Below are 25,134 nucleotides of genomic sequence, written 5' to 3'. Positions count from 1 at the left end.
CGGGCTTTGTGTTGTTGTTTCTGGCGCCATCGCGAGCAGGCTCGCTCCCACAGGTGACCGAGTTCCAGCTGATGACCACGATCAAATGTGGGAGCGAGCCTGCTCGCGAAGGCGATCTGAAAGTCACCACCACTGCGCGGGATGTGAACCCAGTTCCGTTGCTGGCAGCGCCCATTGCAACGGCGTCGCCGTGATCTTCAGCGGCACCTGCAACCGATGCGCCGGCCCCCACGGTGTTTGCTCCAAGAGCATCCCTTGATCCTGCGCATCTTCCGCGCGTAAAGCCTCACCCGTCCCAGGCCCCTGCTCGATCAACAACTTCGCCGTCCGCGCCAACGACAATCGCGCCGAGCCACCTGTACCGTCGCTCAACCGTTGCGCCAACAACCGGATCGCACTAGCCGCCATCAAATACCCGGTGGCGTGATCGAGTGCCTGCACCGGCAACGGCGTCGGCTTGTCCGCCGACTTCCAGCGCATGCCGGCTTCGGCAATGCCACTGCTCATCTGTACCAGGCTGTCGAAGCCCCGACGATTTTGCCAGGGGCCACTCCAGCCATAGGCGTTGAGGCAAACATCAATCAAGTCCGGGTTCAACGACCGGCGTTGATTCGTGCCCAAGCCAAGTCGCTCCAGCGCATCGGCACGATAGCCATGGAGCAGAATGTCGGCGTCCTTGAGCAGGGATTCGAATACGCCGCGGTCGGACTTGTCGTTCAGATCAAGACGCGCGCAACGTTTTCCCAACGTGACTTCCGGCACCACTCCCGGCTCGTTCCAGGTCGGCGGATCGATGCGCAGGACATCGGCGCCCAGGCCTGCCAGAAAGCGGCTGGCGATGGGGCCTGCCAGTACCCGGGTCAAGTCCAGCACCTTGATGCCGGCCAGGGGGCGAGCCACTGAACCTGTCCACGGTTTGTGGCTCTGGCTTGGGTGGTCGGCGAATAGAACCAAGGGTTCGGCATTCACTGCCTGGCCTTGAGGATGGACCTGCCATTGATCCCAGGGGCGCATTTCGGCGGCACAACCACCGGCATCGACCACCGCCTGTTCCAGCTCGCTTTTCGCCCATTGCGCCACTTTGCCGGCCATCGCCGGGCGGTCGGCACAGGCACCGAGCACGCGTTCGGCAGCGGCGCGGTGATGAGGCGCGTTGGTGTGCAGGCGAATCCAGCCGTCGCGGGTGGCGTAGTCACCGGCCACCGGGTCCCACAGCGGCGGAACGCTCCAGCCTATCGGGCGAATCGAGGTCGCGAACCAGAAGGACGCGAGGCGTCGATCAACTTCAAGCTCGGGCCGGCGTCCGGTCTGTTGGTGCAGCAGTTCGCTGGCGGCCTGGCCGGCGACGGCGATGCTCGCGCAAGCCAGCTCGGTGACGGCAAATGCCGAGGGCAGGGCGCCCGTGGCGGTGAACGAGATCGGGGTGTTGGGCAAGCCGAGCGCGGCTTGAATGGACGTGAGTAAACCAGTCATCGAAGGCCCTCCGGAGCGAGAGGCCGAGCATAGACCAAAAAAACCGCAGCCCAGATGAATTCCTTTGTAGGAGCTGGCTTGCCAGCGATGGCGGACTGGCATTCAACACCTTGTCGACTGAAAGATCGCTATCGCTGGCAAGCCAGCTCCTACAGGGGGCGGCGGGGTTATACGCGGAACTGATCCATCAACTTCATCTGGTGGGTGGTCAGGGTGTTGAGCTGGCTGCTGATCTGCGCCGACTCGGTGGCCTGGCCGGTCAGGGTTTCGGTGACGGTGCGGATCGCCGAGACATTGCGGTTGACCTCTTCGGCGACGGCGCTTTGCTGCTCGGCGGCGCTGGCGATTTGCAGGTTCATGTCGCTGATCACGGTGACCGCGTCGCTGATTTTGCTCAGGGCCTGGACCGCCTGCTGAATCTGCCCGGCGTTGCTGTGGGCCTGGGTCTGGCTCGAGTGCATGGTGGCGACCACACCGCGGGTACCGGACTGAATGCGCTCGATCACCAGGCGAATTTCCTCCACCGAGTCCTGGGTGCGTTTGGCCAGGTTGCGCACTTCATCGGCGACCACCGCAAAGCCGCGACCGCTTTCGCCGGCGCGGGCCGCTTCAATCGCCGCGTTGAGGGCCAGCAGATTGGTTTGCTCGGCGATGCTGCGGATCACTTCCAGCACCGAGCCGATCTGTTCGCTGTTCACCGCCAAGGCTTCGACTTCGGTCACGGCCTTGCTGACTTCGTCGGCCAGTTGATTGATGTCGCGGGTGCTGCGCTCGATGATTGACATGCCGTCGCGGGCCGACTGGTCGGCACCCTTGGCGGCGTTGGCCGCGTTCGAGGCGCTGTTGGCGACATCATGGGCCGTGGCGCTCATCTCGTTGGACGCGGTGGCGACCTGGTCGATTTCGCGGAACTGCACCTGCATGCCTTCACTGGTCTGGCGGGCGATTTCCGAAGACTGGTCGGCCGTGCCACGGGCATCGGTGATGCTTTGCTTGATCTGCGCGATGGTCGGTTGCAGCTTGTCGAGGAAACGGTTGAACCAGCTCACCAGTTCGCCCAGTTCGTCCTGCTTGCTGTAGTGCAGGCGCTGGGTCAGGTCACCGTCGCCACTGGCGATCGCCTTGAGCATTTGCGCCACGCTGTTGATCGGTCGGGTCACGCCGGACGCGGTGAGCCACATCAGCAGCAGGCCGATCACACCGGCCATCACCGCCACAGACAAGGCCTTGATCGTGCCGCTTTGCTGGGCATCGTCGAGTACCGCTTGCAGCTTCACCGAGTCGGCCAGCAACACTTGTTTGGGCAAGTCGATCACCACGGCCCAGGCCTTGGCATCGGCAATCGGGCTGACCGGGTACACCGCACGGATCAGGTCGCCTTGCTGGAGAATCTTCGGCGCACCGCTGCCAAGCAGTTGCAGGATGTCCTTGCCGTCGGCACCCAGGGTGTCGCCGATGCTCTTGCCGACCTTGCCGGCATCGACACTGTAGGCGGCCAGCACGCCAGTGCCGGAAACGATGAGCATGTGCCCGGCACTGTTGAACAGGTCGCGCTGAGAGTCGACCGCCGCCGCTTGCAGGGCGTCGAGGGCGATGTCGATACCGACCACGCCGATGGACTTGCCATCCACCAGCAGCGGGACGGAAATGGTGGTCATCAACATTTCCTTGTTGCCGACCGTATCGGCATAGGGGTCGAGCAGGCAGATGCGCTTGCTGTCCCGCGGGCAGGTGTACCAGACGTTGTACGGATTGCCGCTGAGGTTCAGGGTAGTTTTGGTCATGTCCTCTTCGACCATGATCGTGTTGAGGGCATCACCCCCGGCGCGGCTCCAGTACGTAGCGAAACGACCGGCCTCGTTGGATTGACGGGCGGCGTCGTTGACGAACTCGCTGTCCTTGCCGTCCAGGCCGTTGGGTTCGAACGCCAGCCAGATGCCCAGCACTTTGCCGTTGCGCTCGAAGGCGGTTTTCAGGCTCTGGTTCAACTCTTCACGCAAGGCGCCGGGCTCGAGCGAGCGCTTGGCGGCCAGGTTGCGCATGTCCTTGATCTGATCCGCCAGGGCGGTCACCACCGTCAGGGTTTCACCGAAGGTCTTCTGCACCCGCACCGCCTGCTCGGCGGCCTTGGCCTGGAGCAGGTCCTGCACACTGGTAGTGAGCGTTCTGCTGCTGGAATCGCTGACCAGATCATCGTTCTGATTGGTCTGGTAGATGTTCATGCCCACTATCAGGGCGACTACCCCCAGCAGGCACAGACCGGACAGCAGGACGATTTTCAGGCGGATGGACAGTGAGTCGAACATAGGGCGAACTCGCGAATGGATGAAGTGTTGGCTGTGAGCCGTTGCGGCTCACTCGCTAAATCCATTTAGCGCCGATCAATGCACATCGGCGTGAAGGCCAAGTTACATGAATGGGCTACCGACGAACGGTAGTGGTTGAACGTTTGCGCAGAAAAATGTGCCGAAAATGGGGGTAAAAAGAGGAAAAAGCGCGGGGTGAATTCAGGAGGGTTGCGGCAACGATTCCGGCCGTGACCAGATCCACAGGTTGCCCAGCCCCATCCCGGCAATCGCCAGGTAGATCGGCCAGCCGTGATCGAGCATCACCAGCATGAGACCGGCGCATACCAGCATGCTGACGGTGGCACTGACCTTGGCCCTGCGCGCGATGACCTTGCCGTTGCGCCAGTTAAGGAGGATGGGGCCGAACAGCCGGTGGTTTTCCAGCCAGGCACTCAGGCGCGGCGAACTGCGGGTCGCGGCCCAGGCGGCCAGCAGGATGAACTCGGTGGTCGGCAGACCGGGAATGACGATCGCGATCAGGCCGATGCCGAGGCTGACATAGGCCAGCAGGCCGAAGAGGAGGCGGGAGAGTCTGGAAGAGGCGGGCATGGGCTCAAGGCAACATGTGAGGCGAATCGAAATTTTACAGACTTGCTTCGTCCAATGTGGGAGCGAGCCTGCTCGCGATAGCGGAGTATCAGTCGACATAAATGTTGAATGTCAGACCGCTTTCGCGAGCAGGTTCGCTCCCACAGGGGTGGTGGTGTATCAGGCGACTTCTGGTGCGCTGGCGTAAGCCTGCTCCAGCAACACCGTGAAGCGGTTGAACGCGTCGAGGGCGCCTTTCTCTACTTCGGCTTCTTCCAGGGCGCTGAACTCAAGGCCGTCCAGGGTTTTGACTAAGCGCTTCCAGCCTTCCGCGCGGCCGCCGGCCGGTTCGCCGAGGTGACGGGCACCGAAGGTTTCGCTCAGGCCAAGGCCCACGGCACGCTTGATCAGGAACGCTGCGCCGAGCTTCGAACCTTCGGAGACGAAGATCCAGCCCAGGGCCTCGGCCTTGGTCGGGCTCTTCAGGGCACCGGCGACAGGTGCCGGTACGTCGGTGTCCAGGTCCGCCAGGTCGGCCTTGGCCGCATCGACGCGGCAGCGGGCCGGCAGGTCCGGGACGATGGTGGTCAGTTCGGCATCGTTGTACAGCGACACCAGTTCCGACTGGAACAGGTACTGCGCCACCACGAAGCGGGCGAAACTGGCCTGGGTTTCAAACGGGGAGTGGGCCTTCACCAGGGCATCGAGCTTGCTGTGAGGCTCGTGGGTGATCTGGTTCAAACGCTGCGAACGCAGGTTGTGGCGTTGTTCGGTGGCCTGGGTAGTCATGGCAATCCTTGGAGAAAGAAGAGGCGCTTGGTAACGAGACGAACAGGAAGGCGCCTGACAGTAAAAAAATCCTCACCGGGCGGCGCGATGAAACCGCCCGGCGAGATGAGCGGATCAGATATCCCAGATCAGGTTGACCGCAAAGTTGCGACCCGGCTGGGTCAGGCGGTCGAGGTTGGCCGGTTGGGTCACCGAGGCTTCGCCGACACTGTCGTAACCGCGCACGTCATCCCACAGCCAGTACTTCTTGTCGGTCAGGTTGTAGACGCCGCCGCTGACGGTCACGTCGTCGGTCACCTTGTAGAACGCGCTCAGGTCCAGAATGCCGAAGCCCGGGGTCTTGAACTGGGTGCTGGCGCCGTCCGGGGTCTTGAAGGTGCTGCTGTCGACGCGGTCCTTCTTCTTCACCAGTGTCCAGTTGAGCAAGCCGCCGTAGGTGTCCTGCTCGTAGCCGAGGCCGAACACGCCGGTCAGTGGGTTGACGCTGTTGAGCGGCTCGCCGCTGTCGTCGTTGCGACCGTAGGCATAGGCCACCGAGCCCTGGGTGTACAGGCCTTGCGGCGCGCCGAAGGCGTCGAGGTTCAGGCGTCCCTTGACCTCGGCACCCTTGATGGTGGCGTGCTTGATGTTGTTGCTCTGGAACGTGGTCTCGGTGTAGCCGGGAGTGATGGCGTTCTCGTCGATGAAGTCGCGGTATTTGTTGTAGAACACGGCTACGTCGAACGAACCCTGCTCGAAGTTGCCGCGCAAACCGGTCTCGTAGCTTTTGCTCTTTTCCGGTTCGAGGTCCGGATTAGGCGCGACCCGATAGCCGCCGGCGAGGTTTTCGAAACGGCCATACAACGCCTTGGCGGTCGGGGTGCGGAAGCCTTCGGCGTATTGGCCGTACCAGGTGTAGTTATCGTTGAAGCTGTAGGTGGTGCCGAACTTCGGCGACAGGCGATGCCAGGTCTTGGTCTCGTCGCTCACCGTGCCGTTGCCGCTCTGGTCGGCGGTGGCCAGGAACTCTTCGGTGATGTGTGGCTTGAGCTGGGTGTAGTCGTAGCGTGCACCGGGCAGGAAGGTCCAGTTGCCCCAGCTGATCTGATCCTGGGCGAACAGGGCGTAGCTGTTGATGGTCGGGTCCGGGAAATCACTGGCCGGTGTCAGCGTGTCGGTGGCGCTGGGGGCGCCGATGACCCGGCAGGCGCCGGCCACGGTCAGGCAAGTGCCGGTACCGGTACGCAGGCCGGTGATTTTGTCCTGCTTGATGGTGGTGCCATAGGTGACGAAGTGTTCGGTGTCGGCGATGGCAAACGACTTGTCGACCTGGGCATCGAATACCCATTGGCGATCCTTGTAAGTGGTATCGCGGTTACGCAACACGGTCCGCGACGGCGCGTAGATTTCTTCGGTGGTCTGGTCGGTCTTGGCGATCTGGTAGTTCAGCGTCCACTTGATGTTGTCAGCCAGTGCACTGTCCAGGCCGAAGCTGTGTTCCAGGCCAAAACGTTCGCGGGTGATCGTGTCGTTGCCGGTGCGGGACTTGTAGAAGCCGAAACCGCGTCCGGCATTGAACGGGCCTCCCACCGCGCTCAATTGATTGGTATCGCGGTCGTCCTTGTAGTGCTCGTAGGTCAGTCCAAGGCGTGCGTCGTCGGCGTAATCCCAGCCCAGTTTTGCCAGCACGCTGGTGGTGCGAGCGTCCTGGGGGGTGGCTTCAGTACGGTTCAAGCCAGTGCCGCCGGTTTCGCCATAGGACTCTGTTTCATGACCGTTGCGTTGACTGAAGTGCAACAGGCCATCGAACTCGCCGCTGCGGCCGGCGACGGTGCCGGACGTCAGCCAGCTTTCATCGGCGGAGCTGTAGCCGGTTTTCAGGCCTGCACCGACATCCTTGCCCGGTTTGATGATGTCGTCCGGGTCCAGCGTGTAGTAGCTGACCGCACCGCCAATGGCGTTGCTGCCATATAGCACCGACGCCGGGCCCCGGAGGATTTCCACGCGCTTGACGATTTCCGGGTCGACATAGTTGCGGTTGGTCTGGGCATACGGGCCGTTGAAGAAACCGTCGGGCACCTGCACCCCGTCGACCTGGGTCAGCACGCGGTCGCCATCGATGCCGCGGATGTTGTAGCCGGTGATGCCGGCGCGCTGGCCTGCGCCGCCTACCGAAACGCCGGGTTCGTAGCGCACCAGTTCCTTGATGGTGTTGACGTTGTTGCGGTCCAGATCTTCGCGCGTGTAGACAGAGACCGTGCTCGGTACGCTGTTCACATCCTGTTCGTTACGGGTGGCGCTGATGGTGACCTGATCCAGATTGAGGGCACTGCTAGCGCTGCGCTTTTCCAGCACGATGCTGTTATTGCCCAGTTTGCGATAACTCAGGTTGGTCCCCACCAACAGGCGATCCAGGGCTTTCTCCGGCGACAGCGAACCACGGACGCCCGGTGACGCCACACCTTGCGCCAGCTCCGACGACACGCCGACCTGCCAGCCGGTCACGGCGGTAAAGGCATTGAGTGCCGATACCAGAGACTGTTGGGGAATGGCGAACGCGTAGTCGCCCATTTTGCGAGTCGACGGCTCGGTGGCGGTGGCGGCCATGAGCGGTGCGGCACCGGCCATCAGGATGGCAGCAGTCAGCAACGACAGCACGCGGGAAGGTGAGGTGGCTGGGCGGGTAAGGCGAGAGGACATCGATAGCGCTCCGTGTCGCACGAATCTTTATAGGTGCTGATTGGCATGGTTAGATGCGAATCAATTGCATTGGCTATAACGAGACGTACAGGGTTTGGCTATCGAGTAAAAATAATTCTCATTCAGTTCAAGATGACCAGCGCCGGGAATTCCTGGAGCCGTGCCGAGGTGATGTGGGCCAGGGAGCGAACCACATCCAGTGGCTGATCGAGGCGGTAGTTGCCGGTCACGGCGACATCGGCCAATTGTTCGTTGTTGTTGATGATCCACCCCGGGTAGTAGCGGCGAAGTTCCGCCAGCACCTGGTTCAACGGGCAGTTTTCAAACACCAGTCGCCCCTGGACCCACGCCAGGTCGGTGGCGGCATCCAGCTTGGCCGGGCGGTCGAAGCCGTTGGGGCCGATGCGAATGCTTTCCCCAGCGGACAAGCGCACCCGTGCATCGTCACGGTTGGCGCGCAAGTCGACATCCCCGCGCTGCACCCGCACTTGTGCCACGCCGTCGAGGTAACGCACGGCAAACGCGGTATCGCGAACGCTGGCCGTGACCGGGCCGGCGTCGATTTCCAGTGGCTGGTTACGACTGGCCTGCACTTCGAAAAACGCTTCACCCTGATACAGGCGGGCAACGCGTTGCTGGTCGTTGATGGTGCTTGAGAACGCTGAATTGGTATTGAGCAGGACTTTGGAGCCGTCCTCCAGTTGCAGGCGCTGGCGCTCGCCGACCACGGTCAGGTGATCGGCCTGCAGGCGCATCGGCAAGTTGCTGAAATTGAACAGACCGAGCAGCAGCACGGCGGCGGTGGCCAGCGGTTTCCAGTGCGGACGCAGGCGGGCGAGGATCGTGACTTTCGCGGGACGGGCAGCCAGGCTTTGCGCGCATTGCGCCACGTGCGGGCCGTCCCAGATCGCCTGGGCCTTGGCGAACGCCTGGGCATTCAACGGATCGGCGTCAAGCCACGCCTGGAATTGGCGGGTCTGCTCCTCGTCGGGACTGCCGAGCACGATCAGCCAGTCCTGGGCCTGGTCCATCGCACTTGCGGGATCCTGCACCAGTGCAGGCTCAGGGGAGCGGTGGTTGTCCGTCACGGTGTTTCCTCGGCAGTGTCTGTGCACGGCTGTTTTTTTTAGTGAAGCGTTAAAAGTGGGCCAAGGGTAGCAAAGCCTGATGATCAGCGCAGTCGGCCCAGGTAAGCGGCAGGTGCTGATGCTCAGTTGGCGCCCATGCGATCGGCGACACCGATGCAGATCGACATAATCAATTTGAGTTCTTTCTGCACAGTACTGAGGGACACGTTCAGCTCGTCGGCGATCTCCTGGTAGCTATGCCCGTGCAGGCGGCTGAGGATGAAAATCCGCTGTTGGCGGGCGCTGAGTTCACTGAGGCTCACGTTCAGGCGCTCCAGCAATTGTTCGGCGTGGGCGGCGTCTTCGGCGCTGCTGGCGGGGGCGGCGACGCTGTGCACCACCTCCTGCGGTACGTCGTCGACCATGGTGCGCGAATGGATGCGTCGTGCGCGCAAATGGTCCAGCGCCAGGTTGCGCGCCGTCTGGAAGACAAAGGGCTCAAGATGATCGATGGCCCGTTCGCTCAATGCACGGGTCACCCGCAGGTAGGTTTCCTGCAAGAGGTCTTCAGCGGTGCTGTGATTGTTGACCATCCGTTCCAGCGTGCGCAGCAGAGAGGTGCGCTGGGCGAGGAAAACGTGGTTGAAGCGCGACTGACTCACGGGAGAACCTGATCCATTTCGAGCGAATGATAATGCTTATCATCTACTCGGGTGGTCAAGCACTGATTTGTGAAGCTTTACGCGCGACCCTGCAAATAGCTCGCGTAATCGGGAATCCGATGGGGATGCGCCTGATCCATCAACGGGCTGCTGAGCAGGTAGTCGGCGCTGCATTCGTTGCACGCCACCGGGATGTTCCACACGGCCGCGACACGCAGCAACGCCTTGATATCCGGGTCGTGGGGTTGTGGCTCGAACGGGTCCCAGAAGAACACCAGCATGTCGACCCGCTGCTCGGCGATTTGCGCACCGAGCTGCTGGTCGCCGCCCAACGGACCACTGATCATGCTTTCCACGGGCAGGTCGAGGCGTTGTTGCAACAACAACCCCGTGGTGCCGGTAGCGACCAGATCATGCTGGGCCAGCTTGTCTTTCTGCCGTTCGGCCCAGTCGAGCAAGAACACCTTGCAGTGGTCATGGGCAACCAGGGCGATACGCTTGCGCGCCGCCAGGGTCTTTTGCGTAAAGCTGATGCCGATCATCGATTGTTACTCCAGACATGACACGCACCTTGTAGGAGCGAGCCTGCTCGCGATGGACTGTAGAGCACCGCGGGGCATCAGGTTCCCCGCGTTATCGTTAACGACCATCGCGAGCAGGCTCGCTCCTACAAGACCGGGGGGTGTGCTGCTTATTCTGCGTTACACAGCGCCAGGCAGTTATCGAGCATGCGGTTGGAGAAGCCCCACTCGTTGTCGTACCAGGCCAGGACCTTGAGCAGCTTGCCGCTGGACTTGGTGTGGTTGGCGTCGAAAATCGACGACAGGGGGTTGTGGTTGAAGTCGCTGGAGACCAGCGGCAGGGTGTTGTACCCAAGGATCTTCGAGTGCTGGCTGGCTTCTTTCATCAGCGCATTGACCTCATCGGCCGACGCTTCGCGCTTGAGCTGCACGGTCAGGTCCACCAGCGACACATTGATCACCGGTACGCGCACCGACATGCCGGTCAATTTGCCCGCCAGTTCCGGCAGCACCAGGCCCACCGCTTCAGCGGCACCGGTCTTGCTCGGGATCATGTTCTGGGTGGCCGAACGGGCGCGGTACGGATCGACGTGATAGACGTCGGTCAGGTGCTGGTCGTTGGTATAGGCGTGAATGGTGGTCATCAACCCGCTTTCGATGCCCAGCTCACGGTGCAGCACCTGGGCCACCGGGGCCAGGCAGTTGGTGGTGCACGACGCGTTGGAAATGATCTGGTGCGACTGGCGCAGAATGTCGTGGTTGACCCCGTAAACGACGGTAGCATCGGCGCCTTTGGCCGGGGCCGAGATAATCACTTTGCGCGCGCCCGCCGTAATATGCGCGGCGGCTTTGGCCCGGTCGGTGAACAGGCCGGTGCATTCGAATACCACATCAATCTTTTCCGCGGCCCAGGGCAGATCGGCCGGGTTGCGGATGGCACTGACCGAAATGCGGTCGCCATTGACCGTCAGGCTCTCCTGATCATGCTGGACATCGGCATCGAACGTGCCGTGAACGGTGTCGTACTTGAGCAGATGAGCATTGATCGCGCTGTCGCCCAGATCGTTGATGGCGACGATCTGCAGATCCTGACGGTAGCCCTGGGTATAGAGTGCGCGCAGGACATTACGGCCGATGCGGCCAAAACCATTGATTGCGATTCGAAGAGTCATATTGCGGCGCTACCGTCGTTTTGTTGTTGGAATTACAAGATTATTCGCAAAAAAATAGAAAACAAGCCTTTTTGATGGCAATATTTTGTTCAATCTACAACGAGTGACCTGAATCAACTGGTCCAACCGATCAAGAAAACCGTCTGTCATCCCATCGACACCGGCCTTTGATCAGCATAGACAATCAGGTCGCCACATCCGTTAGCCTGGAGTTCTACACATGCATCCCCGCGTCCTTGAGGTCACCGAACGGCTTATCGCCCGCAGTCGCGCCACGCGTGAGGCTTACCTTGCATTGATTCGCGGTGCGGCCAGCGACGGGCCGATGCGCGGCAAGCTGCAATGCGCCAACTTCGCCCATGGCGTGGCCGGTTGCGGCAGCGACGACAAGCACAGCCTGCGGATGATGAACGCCGCGAACATCGCGATTGTTTCGTCATATAACGACATGCTCTCGGCGCACCAGCCGTACGAAGTCTTTCCGGAACTGATCAAAAAGGCCCTGCGCGAAATCGGCTCCGTCGGCCAGTTCGCCGGTGGCACACCGGCCATGTGCGATGGCGTGACCCAGGGCGAGCCCGGCATGGAGCTGAGCCTGCCGAGCCGCGAAGTGATCGCGTTGTCCACCGCCGTGGCGCTGTCCCACAACATGTTCGACGGCGCGCTGCTGCTCGGTATCTGCGACAAGATCGTGCCGGGCCTGATGATGGGCGCGTTGCGCTTCGGCCATCTGCCGATGATCTTCGTGCCGGGCGGGCCGATGGTCTCGGGCATTTCCAACAAGCAGAAAGCCGACGTGCGCCAGAAATACGCCGAAGGCAAGGCGACCCGCGAGGAGCTGCTGGAATCGGAGATGAAGTCCTACCACAGCCCTGGCACCTGCACCTTCTACGGTACGGCCAACACCAACCAGCTGCTGATGGAAGTCATGGGTCTGCACCTGCCGGGCGCGTCCTTCGTCAACCCGAACACGCCGCTGCGTGATGCCCTGACCCGCGAGGCGGCGCACCAGGTCACGCGCCTGACCAAGCAGAACGGCGACTTCATGCCGATCGGCGAAATCGTCGACGAGCGTTCGCTGGTCAACTCGATTGTCGCGCTGCATGCCACGGGCGGCTCGACCAACCACACCCTGCACATGCCGGCCATCGCCATGGCGGCGGGCATTCAACTGACCTGGCAGGACATGGCCGACCTCTCCGAAGTCGTGCCGACCCTCAGCCACGTCTACCCGAACGGCAAGGCCGACATCAACCACTTCCAGGCTGCGGGTGGCATGTCGTTCCTGATCCGCGAACTGCTGGAAGCCGGGCTGCTCCACGAAAACGTCAACACCGTGATGGGCCACGGCCTGAGCCGCTATACCCAGGAGCCGTTCCTCGACAACGGCGAGCTGGTGTGGCGCGAAGGCGTGACCGACAGCCTCGATGAAAGCATCCTGCGTCCGGTGGCTCGCGCATTCTCGGCCGAAGGTGGCCTGCGGGTGATGGAAGGCAACCTCGGTCGCGGGGTGATGAAAGTCTCTGCCGTCGCCGTGGAGAACCAGATCGTCGAAGCGCCGGCCATGGTGTTCCAGGATCAGCAGGACCTGGCCGATGCGTTCAAGGCCGGTTTGCTGGAGAAGGATTTTGTCGCGGTGATGCGCTTCCAGGGGCCGCGCTCCAACGGCATGCCCGAGCTGCACAAGATGACGCCGTTCCTCGGCGTGTTGCAGGACCGTGGCTTCAAGGTGGCGCTGGTGACTGACGGACGCATGTCCGGTGCGTCGGGGAAAATTCCGGCGGCCATTCACGTCAGCCCCGAAGCTTATGTCGGTGGCGCTTTGGCGCGGGTGCAAGAGGGCGATATCATCCGCGTCGATGGCGTCAAAGGCACCCTGGAGCTTAAGGTGGACGCCGAAGAATTCGCAGCGCGCACACCAGCCAAGGGCCTGTTGGGCAACAACATCGGCACCGGTCGCGAACTGTTTGGTTTCATGCGCATGGCCTTCAGCTCGGCGGAGCAGGGCGCCAGCGCCTTTACTTCTGCCCTGGAGACGCTTAATTGAAACTGGCTTTGGTCGGTGACATCGGTGGGACCAACGCACGTTTCGCGTTGTGGAAAAACCAGCAGCTGGAATCGGTCCAGGTGCTGGCAACGGCGGACTTCCCCAGCCCGGAAGAAGCGATCAGCCTCTACCTCAACGGTCTGGGGCTGGCGCCGGGTTCGATCGGTTCGGTGTGCCTGTCGGTGGCCGGTCCCGTCAGTGGCGATGAGTTCAAGTTCACCAACAATCACTGGCGTCTGAGCCGCAAGGGTTTCTGCCAGAGCTTGCAGGTGGATCAACTGTTGCTGGTCAACGACTTCTCGGCCATGGCCCTGGGCATGACCCGTTTGCAGCCCGGCGAATTCCGTGTGGTCTGCGAAGGCACGCCGGAGCCGTTGCGCCCGGCCGTGGTGATCGGCCCGGGCACAGGCCTGGGCGTCGGCACCTTGCTCGATCTGGGCGAGGGCCGGTTTGCTGCGTTGCCAGGGGAGGGCGGCCACGTCGACCTGCCATTGAGCAGCCCGCGTGAAACCCAACTGTGGCAGCACATCTTCAACGAGATCGGCCACGTCAGCGCTGAAACCGCGTTGAGCGGTGGCGGCTTGCCGCGCGTCTACCGGGCGATCTGTGCGGTGGACGGGCACACGCCGGTGCTCGACACGCCGGAAGCCATCACCGCCGCCGGGCTGGCGGGCGACCCGATTGCCGTGGAAGTGCTTGAGCAGTTCTGCTGCTGGCTCGGTCGCGTGGCGGGCAACAACGTGCTGACCACCGGTGGACGCGGTGGCGTGTACATCGTTGGCGGAGTGATTCCACGGTTTGCCGATTTCTTCCTCGAAAGCGGTTTCGCCCGCTGCTTTGCCGACAAGGGTTGCATGAGCGATTACTTCAAGGGGATTCCGGTGTGGCTGGTGACGGCGCCGTATTCGGGGCTCGTCGGTGCCGGTGTAGCGTTGGAGCAATCTATTTCGGTTTGAAAATGCGATCAAAATGTGGGAGCGAGCCTGCTCGCGAAAGCGGTCTGTCAGTCAACGAATGTGTTGAATGTAAAACCGCTTTCGCGAGCAGGCTCGCTCCCACAGTTGTTTCTGTGGTGTTTGTAGAATCAGTGCTTAAGGCATAATCCGCCCAATTCCAATATCAAGGACGCCTTCCTGTGAGCTCAGTCAACAAGTCGATTTTGTTGGTCGATGACGATCAAGAGATACGCGAGTTGCTGGACACCTACCTGACTCGCGCCGGGTTTCAGGTGCGTGCTACTGCCGATGGCGCCGGTTTTCGCCAGGCGCTGAACGAGGCGCCGGCCGACCTGGTGATCCTTGATGTGATGCTGCCCGACGAAGACGGCTTCAGCCTGTGTCGCTGGATTCGCCAGCATCCGCGCCAGGCGCAGGTGCCGATCATCATGCTCACCGCCAGTTCCGATGAAGCGGACCGTGTCATCGGCCTGGAGCTGGGTGCCGACGATTACCTCGGCAAGCCGTTCAGCCCACGGGAATTGCAGGCGCGGATCAAGGCGTTGCTGCGCCGCGCGCAGTTCGGTCAGGAGCGTAACGGCGGTGAGGTGCTGGCCTTCGATGACTGGCGCCTGGACATGGTCAGCCATCGATTGTTTCACATCGATGGCGAAGAGGTGATTCTCTCGGGCGCCGACTTCGCACTGCTGAAACTGTTCCTCGACCACCCGCAGGAAATCCTCGACCGCGACACCATCGGCAACGCGACCCGTGGCCGTGAACTGATGCCGCTGGATCGCATCGTCGACATGGCGGTCAGCCGGTTGCGCCAGCGCCTGCGCGACACGGAAAAACCGCCACGGTTGATCCGCACCGTACGCGGCAGCGGCTACCAACTGGCGGCCAATGTGGTTGCCGGCAATGGCCACTGAGATGTTCCGCAAGCTCGCCGCCAGGGTGCCGATGCCGCGTTCGCTGCTCGGGCGGATGTTGCTGTTGACCTTGCTGGCCGTGTTGTTCGCACAGGCGCTGTCGAGCGTGATCTGGGTGTCGCAACTGCGCGCCACGCAGCTCGAGGGCCTGGTCACCAGCGCCCGCAGCCTGGCCCATTCGATGACGGCCAGTGTCAGTTATTTCCGTTCGTTGCCGGTGGCGTTTCGGCCGCTGGTGCTCGATCAGTTGCGCAGCATGGGCGGCACCCGGTTCGTGGTCACGCTCAACGACAAACCCCTGGGCATGGAAGTGCTGCCCATCACCCCGCGCAAAGAGGCGGTGCTCAAGGCGGTGGACGAGGTGCTGCGCCAGTCCCTCGGCCAGGACACGGACATCTCGGTGACCTTCGTCAGCCCGGAAGACCTGCGTATCTTCAATGGCGGCCTGAAACTCGATGAGTTACCACGCTCCTGGGCGCACTACGCGTTGACCCTGGAACCGGTGAACCCGCCGGTGCTGGTCACGCAGATCCAGATGGCGCCGGGCGAATGGCTGTACATCGCCTCGCTGCTGCCCGAGCCCTATACCAGTCTTGAAGAGCAGGGCCTGCCGGCGCAGCAGGTGTGGTTCATCGTCCTGACCAGCGGCTTTCTGTTGTTGTTCATCGGCCTGCTGGTGCACTGGCAGAGTCGTCCGCTCAAGCGCCTGGCGCGGGCCGCGCGCGATCTGTCGCTGGGTGCCGACGTAGAACCGGTGGCCGAGGGCGGTGGCAGCGAAGTGGTCGAGGTCGGGCGCGCCTTCAACACCATGCGCGAGCGCATCAGCCGTTACCTGACCGAGCGCAGCCAGTTGTTCAGTGCGATTTCCCACGACTTGCGCACGCCGATCACCCGTTTGCGCCTGCGCGTTGAATTGCTCGAAGACGAAACGCTGCAAGCCAAGTTCGGGCGCGATCTTGACGAGCTCGAATTGCTGGTCAAGGGCGCGCTGCAATGTGTGAAGGACACCGACATCCACGAGAACATCGAGCCGGTGGACCTCAACCATGTGCTCGACTGTCTGGTGGAACCGTACCTGGCCCCCAACGGCAATGGTCGCGTGACCCAGCAGGGGCGGGCGCTGGCGGTGTATCCGGGTAAACCGCTGGCGCTCAAGCGCTGCATCGGCAACCTGATCGACAATGCGTTGAAGTACGGGCAGAACGCGCACCTGCACATCGATGACGATGACCGCGCGTTCATCCTGCATGTCGATGATGAAGGGCCCGGCGTGCCGGAGCAGCGGCTGGAGCAGGTGTTCGAACCGCATTTCCGCCTGGCCGGGCAGCAGCAGGGGTATGGGTTGGGGCTGGGGATTGCCCGCAACATTGCCCATAGCCATGGTGGTGAGGTTAGCTTGCAGAACCTGCGTGAGGGTGGGTTGCGGGTGACGTTGCAGTTGCCACGTTCAATTGATTGACATACCCGTCCCTGTAGGAGCCGGCTTGCCGGCGATGGCGTATTCAGGAATGTCATCGCTGGCAAGCCAGCTCCTACAGATGTCATTGTCACAGCCTGGTGACATAACCCACCCCCTTCGTTACAAGCCCGCTGCCTTCCGTTGTTTATGCTGCCCCTCAGTCATAACAACAAAAAAGGTACGCCATGGACACCCTCCAACCGGCCTTCAGCAGTTGGCTGAACGCACCGGCCCATCAGCAATGGCTCGCCGCCGAAGGCCTGCGCCTGTTGAGCTTTGCCAAGGCTTCCAAGCTCCCTGAAGGCTTCGGCAACCTCGATGAAAGGGGCCGCCTCCCGGTCGATGCGCAAGCCCAGACCATGAACACCGCACGCATGACCCACAGCTTCGCCATGGCCCACATTCAGGGTTTGCCAGGCTTTAGCGAACTGGTCGATCACGGCGTCGCGGCACTGCGCGGGCCACTGCGCGATGCGGTTCACGGCGGCTGGTTCGCTACTGCCGAACATCGCGACGGCAACACCGGCAAGAACGCCTACCTGCATGCCTTCGTCGCGCTGGCCGCCAGTTCGGCGGTGGTCGCACGCCGTCCCGGTGCGCAAGCCTTGCTCGATGATGCCATCGACATCATCGACACCTGGTTCTGGAGTGAAGAAGAAGGCGCGATGCGCGAATCCTTCAATCGCGACTGGAGTGAAGAGGAGGCGTACCGGGGCGCCAACAGCAACATGCACGCCACCGAAGCCTTCCTCGCCCTGGCCGATGTCACTGAAGACAACCGCTGGTTGTGCCGTGCACAGCGCATCGTTGAGCGGGTGATCCATGGTCACGCCGCTGCCAACGATCACCTGGTGATCGAGCATTTCGACCGCGACTGGCAGCCACTGCGGGACTACAACCGTGACAATCCGGCGGACGGTTTTCGCCCCTACGGCACCACCCCGGGCCACGGCTTCGAGTGGGCACGGCTGTTGCTGCACCTCGAAGCTTCGCGGGTGAGCGCGGGGATGCTCACGCCGGGCTGGCTGGTCACCGACGCGCAAAAACTCTTTGAGCACAACTGTCGTCACGGCTGGAACATCGATGGCGCACCGGGGATTGTCTACACCCTGGACTGGGACAACAAAGCGGTGGTCCGCCATCGCCTGCACTGGACCCATTGCGAAGCCAGTGCCGCCGCCAGTGCGCTGATCAAACGCACGGGTGAAGCGCAGTACGAGCAGTGGTACCGCCTGTTCTGGGAATTCTGTGACAGTCATTTCATCGACCGCTGTGATGGCAGCTGGTATCACGAACTCGATCCGCAAAACCGCCCGAGTGCCGATATCTGGCCCGGCAAGCCTGACCTTTACCATGCTTGGCAAGCCGTGCTGATTCCGCGCCTGGCGCTGGCGCCGAGCATGGCCACGGCGCTGGCGCAGTTGTCCCAGAGCGGTTCTATGTAACCATGCGGTGACATTCGCGCATCCCTTCGTTACCTGCGAAGGGATATCCCCTGTTTAGAATCCTATGCAGCGCAAGCAACAGACTTGCATGCATAACAACAAGAAAGGTGCTCCTAGATGAATGCGATTTCTCGCCTCGCTACTGTCATTTCTCTCGCTTCCCTGTCTGCGCTCCCCCTCAGTGTCCTGGCCGCCGAATCCAAAGGTTCCGTTGAAGTCGTTCACTGGTGGACCTCCGGTGGTGAAAAAGCAGCGGTCGATGTCCTGAAGGCTCAAGTCGAAAAAGACGGCTTCACCTGGAAGGACGGCGCAGTCGCCGGTGGTGGCGGTTCCACGGCCATGACCGTACTCAAGAGTCGCGCCGTAGCCGGCAACCCGCCAGGCGTTGCGCAGATCAAGGGTCCCGACATCCAGGAGTGGGGCAGCACCGGCCTGCTCAGCACCGATGCGTTGAAAGACGTTTCCAAGGCGGAAAACTGGGATGGCCTGCTGTCGAAGAAAGTCTCCGACACCGTGAAGTATGAAGGCGACTACGTCGCCGTGCCGGTGAACATCCACCGCGTCAACTGGCTGTGGATCAACCCGGAAGTGTTCAAGAAAGCCGGGATCGAAAAAGCCCCGACGACCCTCGAAGAATTCTATGCCGCCGGCGACAAGCTCAAGGCCGCAGGCTTCATTGCGCTCGCCCACGGCGGTCAGCCTTGGCAGGACAGCACCGTGTTCGAAGACGTGGTGCTCTCGGTCATGGGCGCCGACGGTTACAAGAAAGCCCTGGTCGACCTCGACCAGAAAACCCTGTCCGGCCCGGAAATGACCAAGTCGTTCGCCGAGCTGAAAAAGATCACCGGCTACATGGACCCGAACCGCGCCGGTCGTGACTGGAACATCGCCGCCGCCGACGTCATCAATGGCAAGGCCGGCATGCAGATGATGGGCGACTGGGCGAAAAGCGAGTGGACGGCGGCCAAGAAAGTCGCGGGCAAGGACTACCTGTGCGTAGCGTTCCCGGGCACTGAAAAGGCCTTCACCTACAACATCGACTCCCTGGCGGTGTTCAAGCTCAAGGCTGATCGCAAGGGTGACATCGCTGCCCAGCAAGACCTGGCCAAGGTCGCCTTGGGTACCGACTTCCAGAAAGTCTTCAGCATGAACAAGGGTTCGATCCCGGTACGTAACGACATGCTGGGCGAAATGGACAAGCTCGGCTTCGACGAGTGCGCCCAGAAGTCGGCGAAGGACTTCATTGCGGACGACAAGACCGGCGGCCTGCAACCTAGCATGGCGCACAACATGGCCACCTCCCTGGCCGTGCAGGGCGCGATCTTCGACGTGGTCACCAACTTCATGAACGACAAGAACGCTGACCCGGCCAAGGCCAGCGCCCAACTGGCGTCGGCTGTCAAAGCCGCCCAGTAATCCCTGACACAACCCGTTCCTGACTGGAATGGGATTGTGTGGGAGCGGGCTTGCCCGCGATGCAGGCGACTCGGTTTGACTATGAACCCGGTTGATCTCATCGCTGGCAAGCCAGCTCCCACAGGGTCCTGCTCCAGCCAGGGGTCATTGTGTCGCTTCATTTCTCTAAACCTGGATTATCCCGATGAGCTCTGTGGCGGTTTTCAGCAAAGCCTCACCGTTCGATGCGCTGCAACGCTGGCTACCCAAATTGGTACTCGCGCCGAGCATGCTGATCGTGTTGGTTGGCTTCTACGGTTACATCATCTGGACGTTCATTCTGTCCTTCACCAATTCCAGCTTCATGCCGAGCTACAAGTGGGTCGGCCTGCAGCAATACATGCGCCTGATGGACAACGACCGCTGGTGGGTCGCGAGCAAGAACCTCGCGGTGTTCGGCGGCATGTTCATCGGCATCAGCCTGGTGCTGGGTGTGTTCCTCGCCGTGCTGCTGGACCAGCGCATTCGCAAGGAAGGCTTCATCCGCACCGTCTACCTGTACCCGATGGCGCTGTCGATGATCGTCACCGGTACCGCCTGGAAATGGCTGCTCAACCCTGGCCTGGGCCTGGACAAGATGCTGCGTGACTGGGGCTGGGAAGGCTTTCGTCTCGACTGGCTGGTGGATCAGGATCGTGTCGTCTACTGCTTGGTGATCGCCGCCGTGTGGCAAGCCTCCGGGTTTGTCATGGCGATGTTCCTGGCCGGCCTGCGCGGTGTCGATCAATCGATCATCCGCGCCGCGCAAGTCGATGGTGCGAGCCTGCCGACCATCTACCTGAAGATCGTCCTGCCGAGCCTGCGTCCGGTGTTCTTCAGTGCCTTCATGATCCTGGCGCACATCGCGATCAAGAGCTTCGACCTGGTCGCGGCGATGACCGCGGGCGGCCCGGGTTATTCATCCGACCTGCCGGCGATGTTCATGTATTCCTTCACCTTCAGCCGTGGCCAGATGGGCATCGGTTCGGCCAGCGCCATGCTGATGCTCGGCGCCGTGCTGACCATCCTCGTGCCGTACCTGTACTCCGAGCTGCGAGGCAAACGCCATGACTAATCAACTCGGAAAACCGGGCATCAGTTTCAGCCGCATCGCGATCTATGCCACCTTGCTGTTGGCGGCAGCGGTGTACCTGATCCCGCTGGTGGTGATGCTGCTGACCAGCTTCAAATCCCCGGAAGACATTCGTACCGGCAACCTGCTGAGCTGGCCGACCGTGATCGACGGCATCGGCTGGATCAAAGCCTGGGACGTGGTCGGCGGCTACTTCTGGAACTCGGTGAAAATCACCGTGCCGGCGGTATTGATCTCGACCTTCATCGGCGCGATGAACGGCTACGTGCTGTCGATGTGGCGCTTCCGTGGTTCGCAGTTGTTCTTCGGCCTGTTGCTGTTCGGCTGCTTCCTGCCATTCCAGACCGTGCTGCTGCCGGCCTCGTTCACCCTCGGCAAGTTCGGCCTGGCCAACACCACCACCGGCCTGGTGCTGGTGCACGTGGTCTACGGCCTGGCGTTCACCACGCTGTTCTTCCGCAACTACTACGTGAGCATCCCGGATGCGCTGGTCAAGGCCGCAAGGCTCGATGGCGCAGGCTTCTTCACGATCTTCCTGAAAATCCTGCTGCCGATGTCGATCCCGATCGTGATGGTCTGCCTGATCTGGCAGTTCACCCAGATCTGGAACGACTTCCTGTTCGGCGTGGTCTTCGCCAGCGGCGATGCCCAGCCAATTACCGTGGCCCTGAACAACCTGGTCAACACCAGCACCGGGGCCAAGGAATACAACGTTGATATGGCCGCCGCGATGATCGCCGGGCTGCCGACACTGCTGGTCTACATATTCGCTGGCAAGTATTTCCTGCGTGGGCTGACGTCCGGCGCGGTCAAGGGGTAGAAAGATGGCAACTCTCGAATTACGCAACGTCAACAAGACCTACGGCCCCGGCCTGCCGGACACCCTGAAAAACATCGAACTGAAAATCGATGACGGTGAGTTCCTGATCCTGGTCGGCCCGTCGGGCTGCGGTAAATCCACGCTGATGAACTGCATCGCCGGCCTGGAAACCATCAGCGGCGGCGCGATCCTGGTGGATGACGCCGACATCAGCGGCATGAGCCCCAAGGATCGTGACATCGCCATGGTGTTCCAGTCCTACGCGCTGTACCCGACCATGAGCGTGCGCGACAACATCGCCTTCGGCTTGAAGATCCGCAAAATGCCGACCGCGGAAATCGACGAGGAGGTCGCTCGCGTATCCAAGCTGTTGCAGATCGAACACTTGCTCAGCCGCAAACCCGGCCAGCTCTCCGGTGGTCAGCAACAGCGCGTGGCGATGGGCCGAGCCCTGGCGCGGCGGCCGAAGATTTATCTGTTCGACGAACCGCTGTCCAACCTCGACGCCAAGCTGCGGGTCGAGATGCGCACCGAAATGAAACTGATGCACCAGCGCCTGAAAACCACCACGGTCTACGTGACCCACGACCAGATCGAAGCCATGACCCTGGGCGACAAGGTGGCGGTGATGAAGGACGGGATCATCCAGCAGTTCGGTACGCCGAAGGACATCTACAACAACCCGGCCAACCTCTTCGTTGCGAGCTTCATCGGTTCGCCGCCGATGAACTTCATTCCGCTGCGCCTGCAGCGCAAGGACGGTCGCCTGCTGGCGCTGCTCGACAGCGGCCAGGCCCGTTGCGAGCTGCCGCTGGGCATGCAGGACGCCGGTCTGGAAGACCGCGAAGTGATCCTCGGCATGCGCCCTGAACAGATCATCCTGGCCAACGGTGAAGCGAACGGTTTGCCGACCATTCGTGCCGAAGTCCAGGTCACCGAACCGACGGGGCCGGACACCCTGGTCTTCGTCAACCTCAATGACACCAAGGTCTGCTGCCGCCTGGCGCCGGATGTGGCGCCTGCGGTGGGCGAGACCCTGACCCTGCAATTCGATCCGGCGAAAGTGCTGCTGTTCGATGCCAAGACAGGGGAGCGCCTGGGGGTGGCCGGTCAGGTTCAAGGTGAAACCCGCGCGGCGAACGTCGCCCAATTCAAAGGCCGCTGAAGAACAAACCTGTAGGAGCGAGCCTGCTCGCGATGGACGTCAACGATGACACTGGAAACCTGACACCCCACGGTGTTCTCAGGTTTCTCGCGAGCAAGCTCGCTCCTACAAGGGGGGGATATGCGCCGGGTGGAGACATCCGTCGCAACCGTTGTAACCGCGTTAAAGAAGAAAAGTTAATAACAATAAAACGAGGATGTAGGGATGAAGATGAAGAACAAGGCCCGGTTGATCTGCCAGGTGTCAGCAGCGGCAGCACTGGTTCTGGCCGGCAATGCGATGGCCGATGAAGCGTTCAGCTCGGACTCCAAGTGGATGACGGGCGATTGGGGTGGCGAGCGTACCAAGCTGATCGAGCAAGGCATCGACATCAAGATGGACTACGTCGGTGAAGTCGGCGGCAACCTGCATGGCGGGTTCAATGATGACAAGACCGCGCGCTACGCCGACCAGTTTGGCCTGGGCGCGGCGCTGGACCTGGAAAAACTGTTCGGCTGGGACAACACCCAGGCCAAGATCCAGCTCACCAACCGTAACGGCGAGAACATCTCCAACGACCGTATCGGCGACCCGCGTGCCGGCACCTTGAGTTCGTCCCAGGAAGTCTACGGTCGTGGCCACATGGTGCGTCTGACCCAGTTGTGGATTCAGCACCAGTTCTTCGACAACAAACTGGACGTCAAGGCCGGTTATTTCGGTGAAGGGGAAGACTTCAACACCTTCCCGTGCGAATTCCAGAACCTGGCGTTCTGCGGATCCCAGGTCGGTAACTGGGCCACCAATATCTGGTACAACTGGCCGGTCAGCCAGGCGGCGATCCGCGTGAAGTACCACATTAATGATGAGCTCTACGCCCAGATCGGCGCGTACAACCAGAACACGTCGCAACTGGAGCACGGTAACGGCTTCAAGCTCAGCGGCAGTGGCACCAATGGCACCGTCCTGCCGGTCGAGTTGGTCTGGTCGCCGAAGGTCAACAGCCTGCCGGGTGAATACCGCGTCGGCTACTACAAAAGCACCTCCGATGCCGACGACGTTCTCAAGGACGACAACGGCCAGGATGCCGCGACCACCGGCAACCCTTATCGCGTCCACGATAGCAAGCACGGCTACTGGTTCGTCGCGCAGCAGCAACTCACCAGTCACAACGGCGATACTTCCCGTGGCCTGAACATCGCGGCCAACGCCACCTTCCACGACAAGGACACCAACTTCATCGATAACTACCAGTCGCTGATGTTCGTGTACAAGGGCCCGTTCGACGCGCGTCCGAAGGATGACGTGGGCATCGGTTTCGCCCGTATCCATGTCAACGATGACGTGAAGAAAAACGCTGAGCTGACCAACGCGGCCAACGGTGTTTCGGAATACGAGAATCCGCTGTTCTCGCCCATCCGTGAAACCGAATACAACTACGAGATCAACTACGGCTTCCACGTGACCAACTGGCTGACCGTACGTCCCAACCTGCAATACGTCACTCACCCGGGTGGTGTGGATGAAGTCGACAACGCACTGGTGGCCGGCCTGAAAATTCAGTCGGTGTTCTAACGCGTCTGCGATAAGCTTCTCTCCATGTGCGCATATTTGCGGACAGCCATGGCTGTCCGCTTTTTTTTGCGGGCCGCGCACCCCGGTGACAGATGATTTTCAGGACCGTGGCACATGCTTGAGCATCCGCTACAACGCTTCTTCAAATCCTTGCGCGAACGTCCGGTGTTCGCGTGGGAGCGCTATCAGATGCGCGACGTGCTGGTGATCGATCATCCGCTGTGTCAGGCGGTGTTCAGTCGGCAGGGCGCGCAGTTGCTGCACTTCCAGCCCAAGGGGCAAAAGCCCTGGCTGTGGTGCGCGGCAAAGTGGCCGCAGGTCGGGGCCATTCGCGGGGGTGTGCCGGTGTGTTGGCCCTGGTATGGCCGGCATCCGAGCGAAAACGCCTGGCCGTCCCATGGCTGGGCGCGGCTGCTCGACTGGAAGCTGCTCGACAGCAGCAGTGACGACGAAGGCGTGCGATTGCACTGGCAGCTGAAGTTATGCGACTGGCAGGTGGACCTGCACGCGCACCTGGGTGAGCGCATGGACTTGCGCCTGAGCACTGAGCATCAGGACGACATGCCGTGCCAGATGAGCCAGGCTTTGCATGCTTACTGGCGTATTGGCGATGTCAGTGAGATAGCGCTGTCTGGGCTCGAAGGTGCGCAGGGTTATGACCAGTTGAGCCGACAGGTTTGTCAGCAGGAAGGCGAGTTGCGCGTGGACGGCGGTTGCCAGCGGGTGTTCCAGCATGACGGCGAATTGCAGCTCAACGACCACGCCTGGCAGCGGGCGTTGTGCATCGACACGGGCGAAACGGCCGACACGGTGGTGTGGCATCCCGGTTCGCGACCGTTGCTCGGCGTGACCTGGAACGAGATATCCGAATTTGTCTGTGTAGAGGCAGCGAGTGGCGGGACGGACAGTTTGAGTCTGGCGCCGGGGGAGCGGGCGCATTTGAGTTTGCAGGCGCGGGTGGGGGGGTAAAGGAAGATCAAAAGATCGCAGCCTTCGGCAGCTCCTACAAGGGCG

20 protein-coding genes and 1 pseudogene are annotated in these 25,134 nt (G+C 61.6%); 11 read left to right on the top strand and 10 right to left on the bottom strand.

Features of this window, described 5'->3' with window-relative positions:
* Positions 1–123 precede the first annotated feature (123 nt).
* From CD175_RS12875 to gap, 10 genes and pseudogenes are all read right to left on the bottom strand, one after another.
* Positions 124–1,473, bottom strand: coding sequence for a CoA transferase (locus tag CD175_RS12875; protein WP_104449199.1), 1,350 nt, complete (start codon positions 1,471–1,473; stop codon positions 124–126).
* 167 nt (positions 1,474–1,640) lie between these two features.
* A complete protein-coding gene (locus CD175_RS32115; RefSeq protein WP_376739137.1) occupies positions 1,641–2,396 on the bottom strand; it encodes a methyl-accepting chemotaxis protein in 756 nt (251 codons plus the stop codon).
* Between the two features lie 102 nt (positions 2,397–2,498).
* Positions 2,499–3,515: pseudogene (locus tag CD175_RS32110) on the bottom strand (methyl-accepting chemotaxis protein); the annotation flags it as partial.
* Positions 3,516–3,980: 465 nt separating this feature from the next.
* On the bottom strand, positions 3,981–4,370 hold the full coding sequence (locus CD175_RS12865) for a YbaN family protein (protein WP_104449197.1): 390 nt from the start codon (positions 4,368–4,370) through the stop codon (positions 3,981–3,983).
* A gap of 159 nt (positions 4,371–4,529) precedes the next feature.
* The gene (locus CD175_RS12860; protein ID WP_104449196.1) at positions 4,530–5,138 is read right to left on the bottom strand and encodes a biliverdin-producing heme oxygenase; all 609 of its coding nucleotides are present in this window, start codon (positions 5,136–5,138) and stop codon (positions 4,530–4,532) included.
* A gap of 114 nt (positions 5,139–5,252) precedes the next feature.
* Complete coding sequence (locus CD175_RS12855; protein WP_104449195.1) at positions 5,253–7,817, bottom strand: TonB-dependent receptor; 2,565 nt, start codon at positions 7,815–7,817, stop codon at positions 5,253–5,255.
* 122 nt (positions 7,818–7,939) lie between these two features.
* Complete coding sequence (locus tag CD175_RS12850; protein ID WP_104449194.1) at positions 7,940–8,905, bottom strand: FecR family protein; 966 nt, start codon at positions 8,903–8,905, stop codon at positions 7,940–7,942.
* 122 nt (positions 8,906–9,027) lie between these two features.
* The gene (locus CD175_RS12845) at positions 9,028–9,546 is read right to left on the bottom strand and encodes an RNA polymerase sigma factor (RefSeq protein WP_104449193.1); all 519 of its coding nucleotides are present in this window, start codon (positions 9,544–9,546) and stop codon (positions 9,028–9,030) included.
* Positions 9,547–9,623: 77 nt separating this feature from the next.
* The gene (locus CD175_RS12840; protein ID WP_104449192.1) at positions 9,624–10,088 is read right to left on the bottom strand and encodes a methylglyoxal synthase; all 465 of its coding nucleotides are present in this window, start codon (positions 10,086–10,088) and stop codon (positions 9,624–9,626) included.
* 149 nt (positions 10,089–10,237) lie between these two features.
* Positions 10,238–11,239 (bottom strand): type I glyceraldehyde-3-phosphate dehydrogenase, encoded by a 1,002-nt coding sequence (gene gap, locus CD175_RS12835; protein WP_007974423.1) that lies wholly within the window; start codon positions 11,237–11,239, stop codon positions 10,238–10,240.
* A 220-nt stretch (positions 11,240–11,459) separates the two neighbouring features.
* Here gap and edd point away from each other — a divergent pair, with 220 nt between their 5' ends.
* The 11 genes from edd to CD175_RS12775 all read left to right on the top strand — a co-directional run bounded on the left by edd (position 11,460) and on the right by CD175_RS12775 (position 25,089).
* Positions 11,460–13,286 carry a phosphogluconate dehydratase gene (edd, locus tag CD175_RS12830; RefSeq protein ID WP_007974426.1) on the top strand — a complete coding sequence of 609 codons (1,827 nt, stop codon included), beginning with the start codon at positions 11,460–11,462 and terminating at the stop codon, positions 13,284–13,286.
* Entirely contained in the window at positions 13,283–14,242 is a 960-nt protein-coding gene (locus tag CD175_RS12825) for a glucokinase (RefSeq protein WP_104449191.1), read from the top strand. Before edd ends, CD175_RS12825 begins: the two co-directional genes overlap by 4 nt.
* Positions 14,243–14,421: 179 nt before the next feature.
* Positions 14,422–15,153 carry a response regulator gene (locus tag CD175_RS12820; protein ID WP_007974429.1) on the top strand — a complete coding sequence of 244 codons (732 nt, stop codon included), beginning with the start codon at positions 14,422–14,424 and terminating at the stop codon, positions 15,151–15,153.
* A 31-nt stretch (positions 15,154–15,184) separates the two neighbouring features.
* Positions 15,185–16,612, top strand: coding sequence for an ATP-binding protein (locus tag CD175_RS12815; protein ID WP_205886336.1), 1,428 nt, complete (start codon positions 15,185–15,187; stop codon positions 16,610–16,612).
* Between the two features lie 185 nt (positions 16,613–16,797).
* Positions 16,798–18,057: a D-mannose isomerase gene (locus CD175_RS12810; protein ID WP_104449189.1), complete on the top strand. Its 1,260-nt coding sequence runs from the start codon at positions 16,798–16,800 to the stop codon at positions 18,055–18,057.
* Positions 18,058–18,174: 117 nt separating this feature from the next.
* Positions 18,175–19,473, top strand: a complete 1,299-nt coding sequence (locus CD175_RS12805; protein ID WP_104449188.1) for an ABC transporter substrate-binding protein — start codon at positions 18,175–18,177, stop codon at positions 19,471–19,473.
* A gap of 184 nt (positions 19,474–19,657) precedes the next feature.
* Positions 19,658–20,566 (top strand): carbohydrate ABC transporter permease, encoded by a 909-nt coding sequence (locus tag CD175_RS12800; RefSeq protein ID WP_007974433.1) that lies wholly within the window; start codon positions 19,658–19,660, stop codon positions 20,564–20,566.
* Complete coding sequence (locus tag CD175_RS12795) at positions 20,559–21,404, top strand: carbohydrate ABC transporter permease (protein WP_095942743.1); 846 nt, start codon at positions 20,559–20,561, stop codon at positions 21,402–21,404. The genes CD175_RS12800 and CD175_RS12795 overlap by 8 nt, the downstream gene beginning before the upstream one ends.
* A 4-nt stretch (positions 21,405–21,408) precedes the next feature.
* Positions 21,409–22,569 (top strand): ABC transporter ATP-binding protein, encoded by a 1,161-nt coding sequence (locus tag CD175_RS12790; RefSeq protein WP_104449187.1) that lies wholly within the window; start codon positions 21,409–21,411, stop codon positions 22,567–22,569.
* 204 nt (positions 22,570–22,773) lie between these two features.
* The gene (locus tag CD175_RS12780; protein WP_104449185.1) at positions 22,774–24,120 is read left to right on the top strand and encodes a carbohydrate porin; all 1,347 of its coding nucleotides are present in this window, start codon (positions 22,774–22,776) and stop codon (positions 24,118–24,120) included.
* Positions 24,121–24,234: 114 nt separating this feature from the next.
* Entirely contained in the window at positions 24,235–25,089 is an 855-nt protein-coding gene (locus CD175_RS12775; protein ID WP_104449184.1) for a D-hexose-6-phosphate mutarotase, read from the top strand.
* The last annotated feature ends 45 nt before the right edge of the window (positions 25,090–25,134 follow it).

The sequence above is a fragment of the Pseudomonas laurylsulfatiphila genome (genome assembly GCF_002934665.1).
Classification (GTDB): domain Bacteria; phylum Pseudomonadota; class Gammaproteobacteria; order Pseudomonadales; family Pseudomonadaceae; genus Aquipseudomonas; species Aquipseudomonas laurylsulfatiphila.
Note: the sequence above shows the minus strand (reverse complement) of the source record. Positions and strands in the feature narration are given on the sequence as shown.

Excerpts from the sequence above, each read along its gene's own strand:
- CD175_RS12795 (WP_095942743.1), top strand. The coding sequence starts at position 20,559 with ATGACTAATCAACTCGGAAAACCGGGCATCAGTTTCAGCCGCATCGCG.
- edd (WP_007974426.1), top strand. The coding sequence starts at position 11,460 with ATGCATCCCCGCGTCCTTGAGGTCACCGAACGGCTTATCGCCCGCAGT.
- CD175_RS12775 (WP_104449184.1), top strand. The coding sequence starts at position 24,235 with ATGCTTGAGCATCCGCTACAACGCTTCTTCAAATCCTTGCGCGAACGT.
- CD175_RS12805 (WP_104449188.1), top strand. The coding sequence starts at position 18,175 with ATGAATGCGATTTCTCGCCTCGCTACTGTCATTTCTCTCGCTTCCCTG.
- CD175_RS12865 (WP_104449197.1), bottom strand. The coding sequence starts at position 4,370 with ATGCCCGCCTCTTCCAGACTCTCCCGCCTCCTCTTCGGCCTGCTGGCC.
- CD175_RS12815 (WP_205886336.1), top strand. The coding sequence starts at position 15,185 with ATGCCGCGTTCGCTGCTCGGGCGGATGTTGCTGTTGACCTTGCTGGCC.
- CD175_RS12780 (WP_104449185.1), top strand. The coding sequence starts at position 22,774 with ATGAAGATGAAGAACAAGGCCCGGTTGATCTGCCAGGTGTCAGCAGCG.
- CD175_RS12855 (WP_104449195.1), bottom strand. The coding sequence starts at position 7,817 with ATGTCCTCTCGCCTTACCCGCCCAGCCACCTCACCTTCCCGCGTGCTG.
- CD175_RS32115 (WP_376739137.1), bottom strand. The coding sequence starts at position 2,396 with ATGCAGGTGCAGTTCCGCGAAATCGACCAGGTCGCCACCGCGTCCAAC.
- CD175_RS12860 (WP_104449196.1), bottom strand. The coding sequence starts at position 5,138 with ATGACTACCCAGGCCACCGAACAACGCCACAACCTGCGTTCGCAGCGT.
- CD175_RS12800 (WP_007974433.1), top strand. The coding sequence starts at position 19,658 with ATGAGCTCTGTGGCGGTTTTCAGCAAAGCCTCACCGTTCGATGCGCTG.
- CD175_RS12840 (WP_104449192.1), bottom strand. The coding sequence starts at position 10,088 with ATGATCGGCATCAGCTTTACGCAAAAGACCCTGGCGGCGCGCAAGCGT.
- CD175_RS12790 (WP_104449187.1), top strand. The coding sequence starts at position 21,409 with ATGGCAACTCTCGAATTACGCAACGTCAACAAGACCTACGGCCCCGGC.
- CD175_RS12875 (WP_104449199.1), bottom strand. The coding sequence starts at position 1,473 with ATGACTGGTTTACTCACGTCCATTCAAGCCGCGCTCGGCTTGCCCAAC.
- gap (WP_007974423.1), bottom strand. The coding sequence starts at position 11,239 with ATGACTCTTCGAATCGCAATCAATGGTTTTGGCCGCATCGGCCGTAAT.
- CD175_RS12810 (WP_104449189.1), top strand. The coding sequence starts at position 16,798 with ATGGACACCCTCCAACCGGCCTTCAGCAGTTGGCTGAACGCACCGGCC.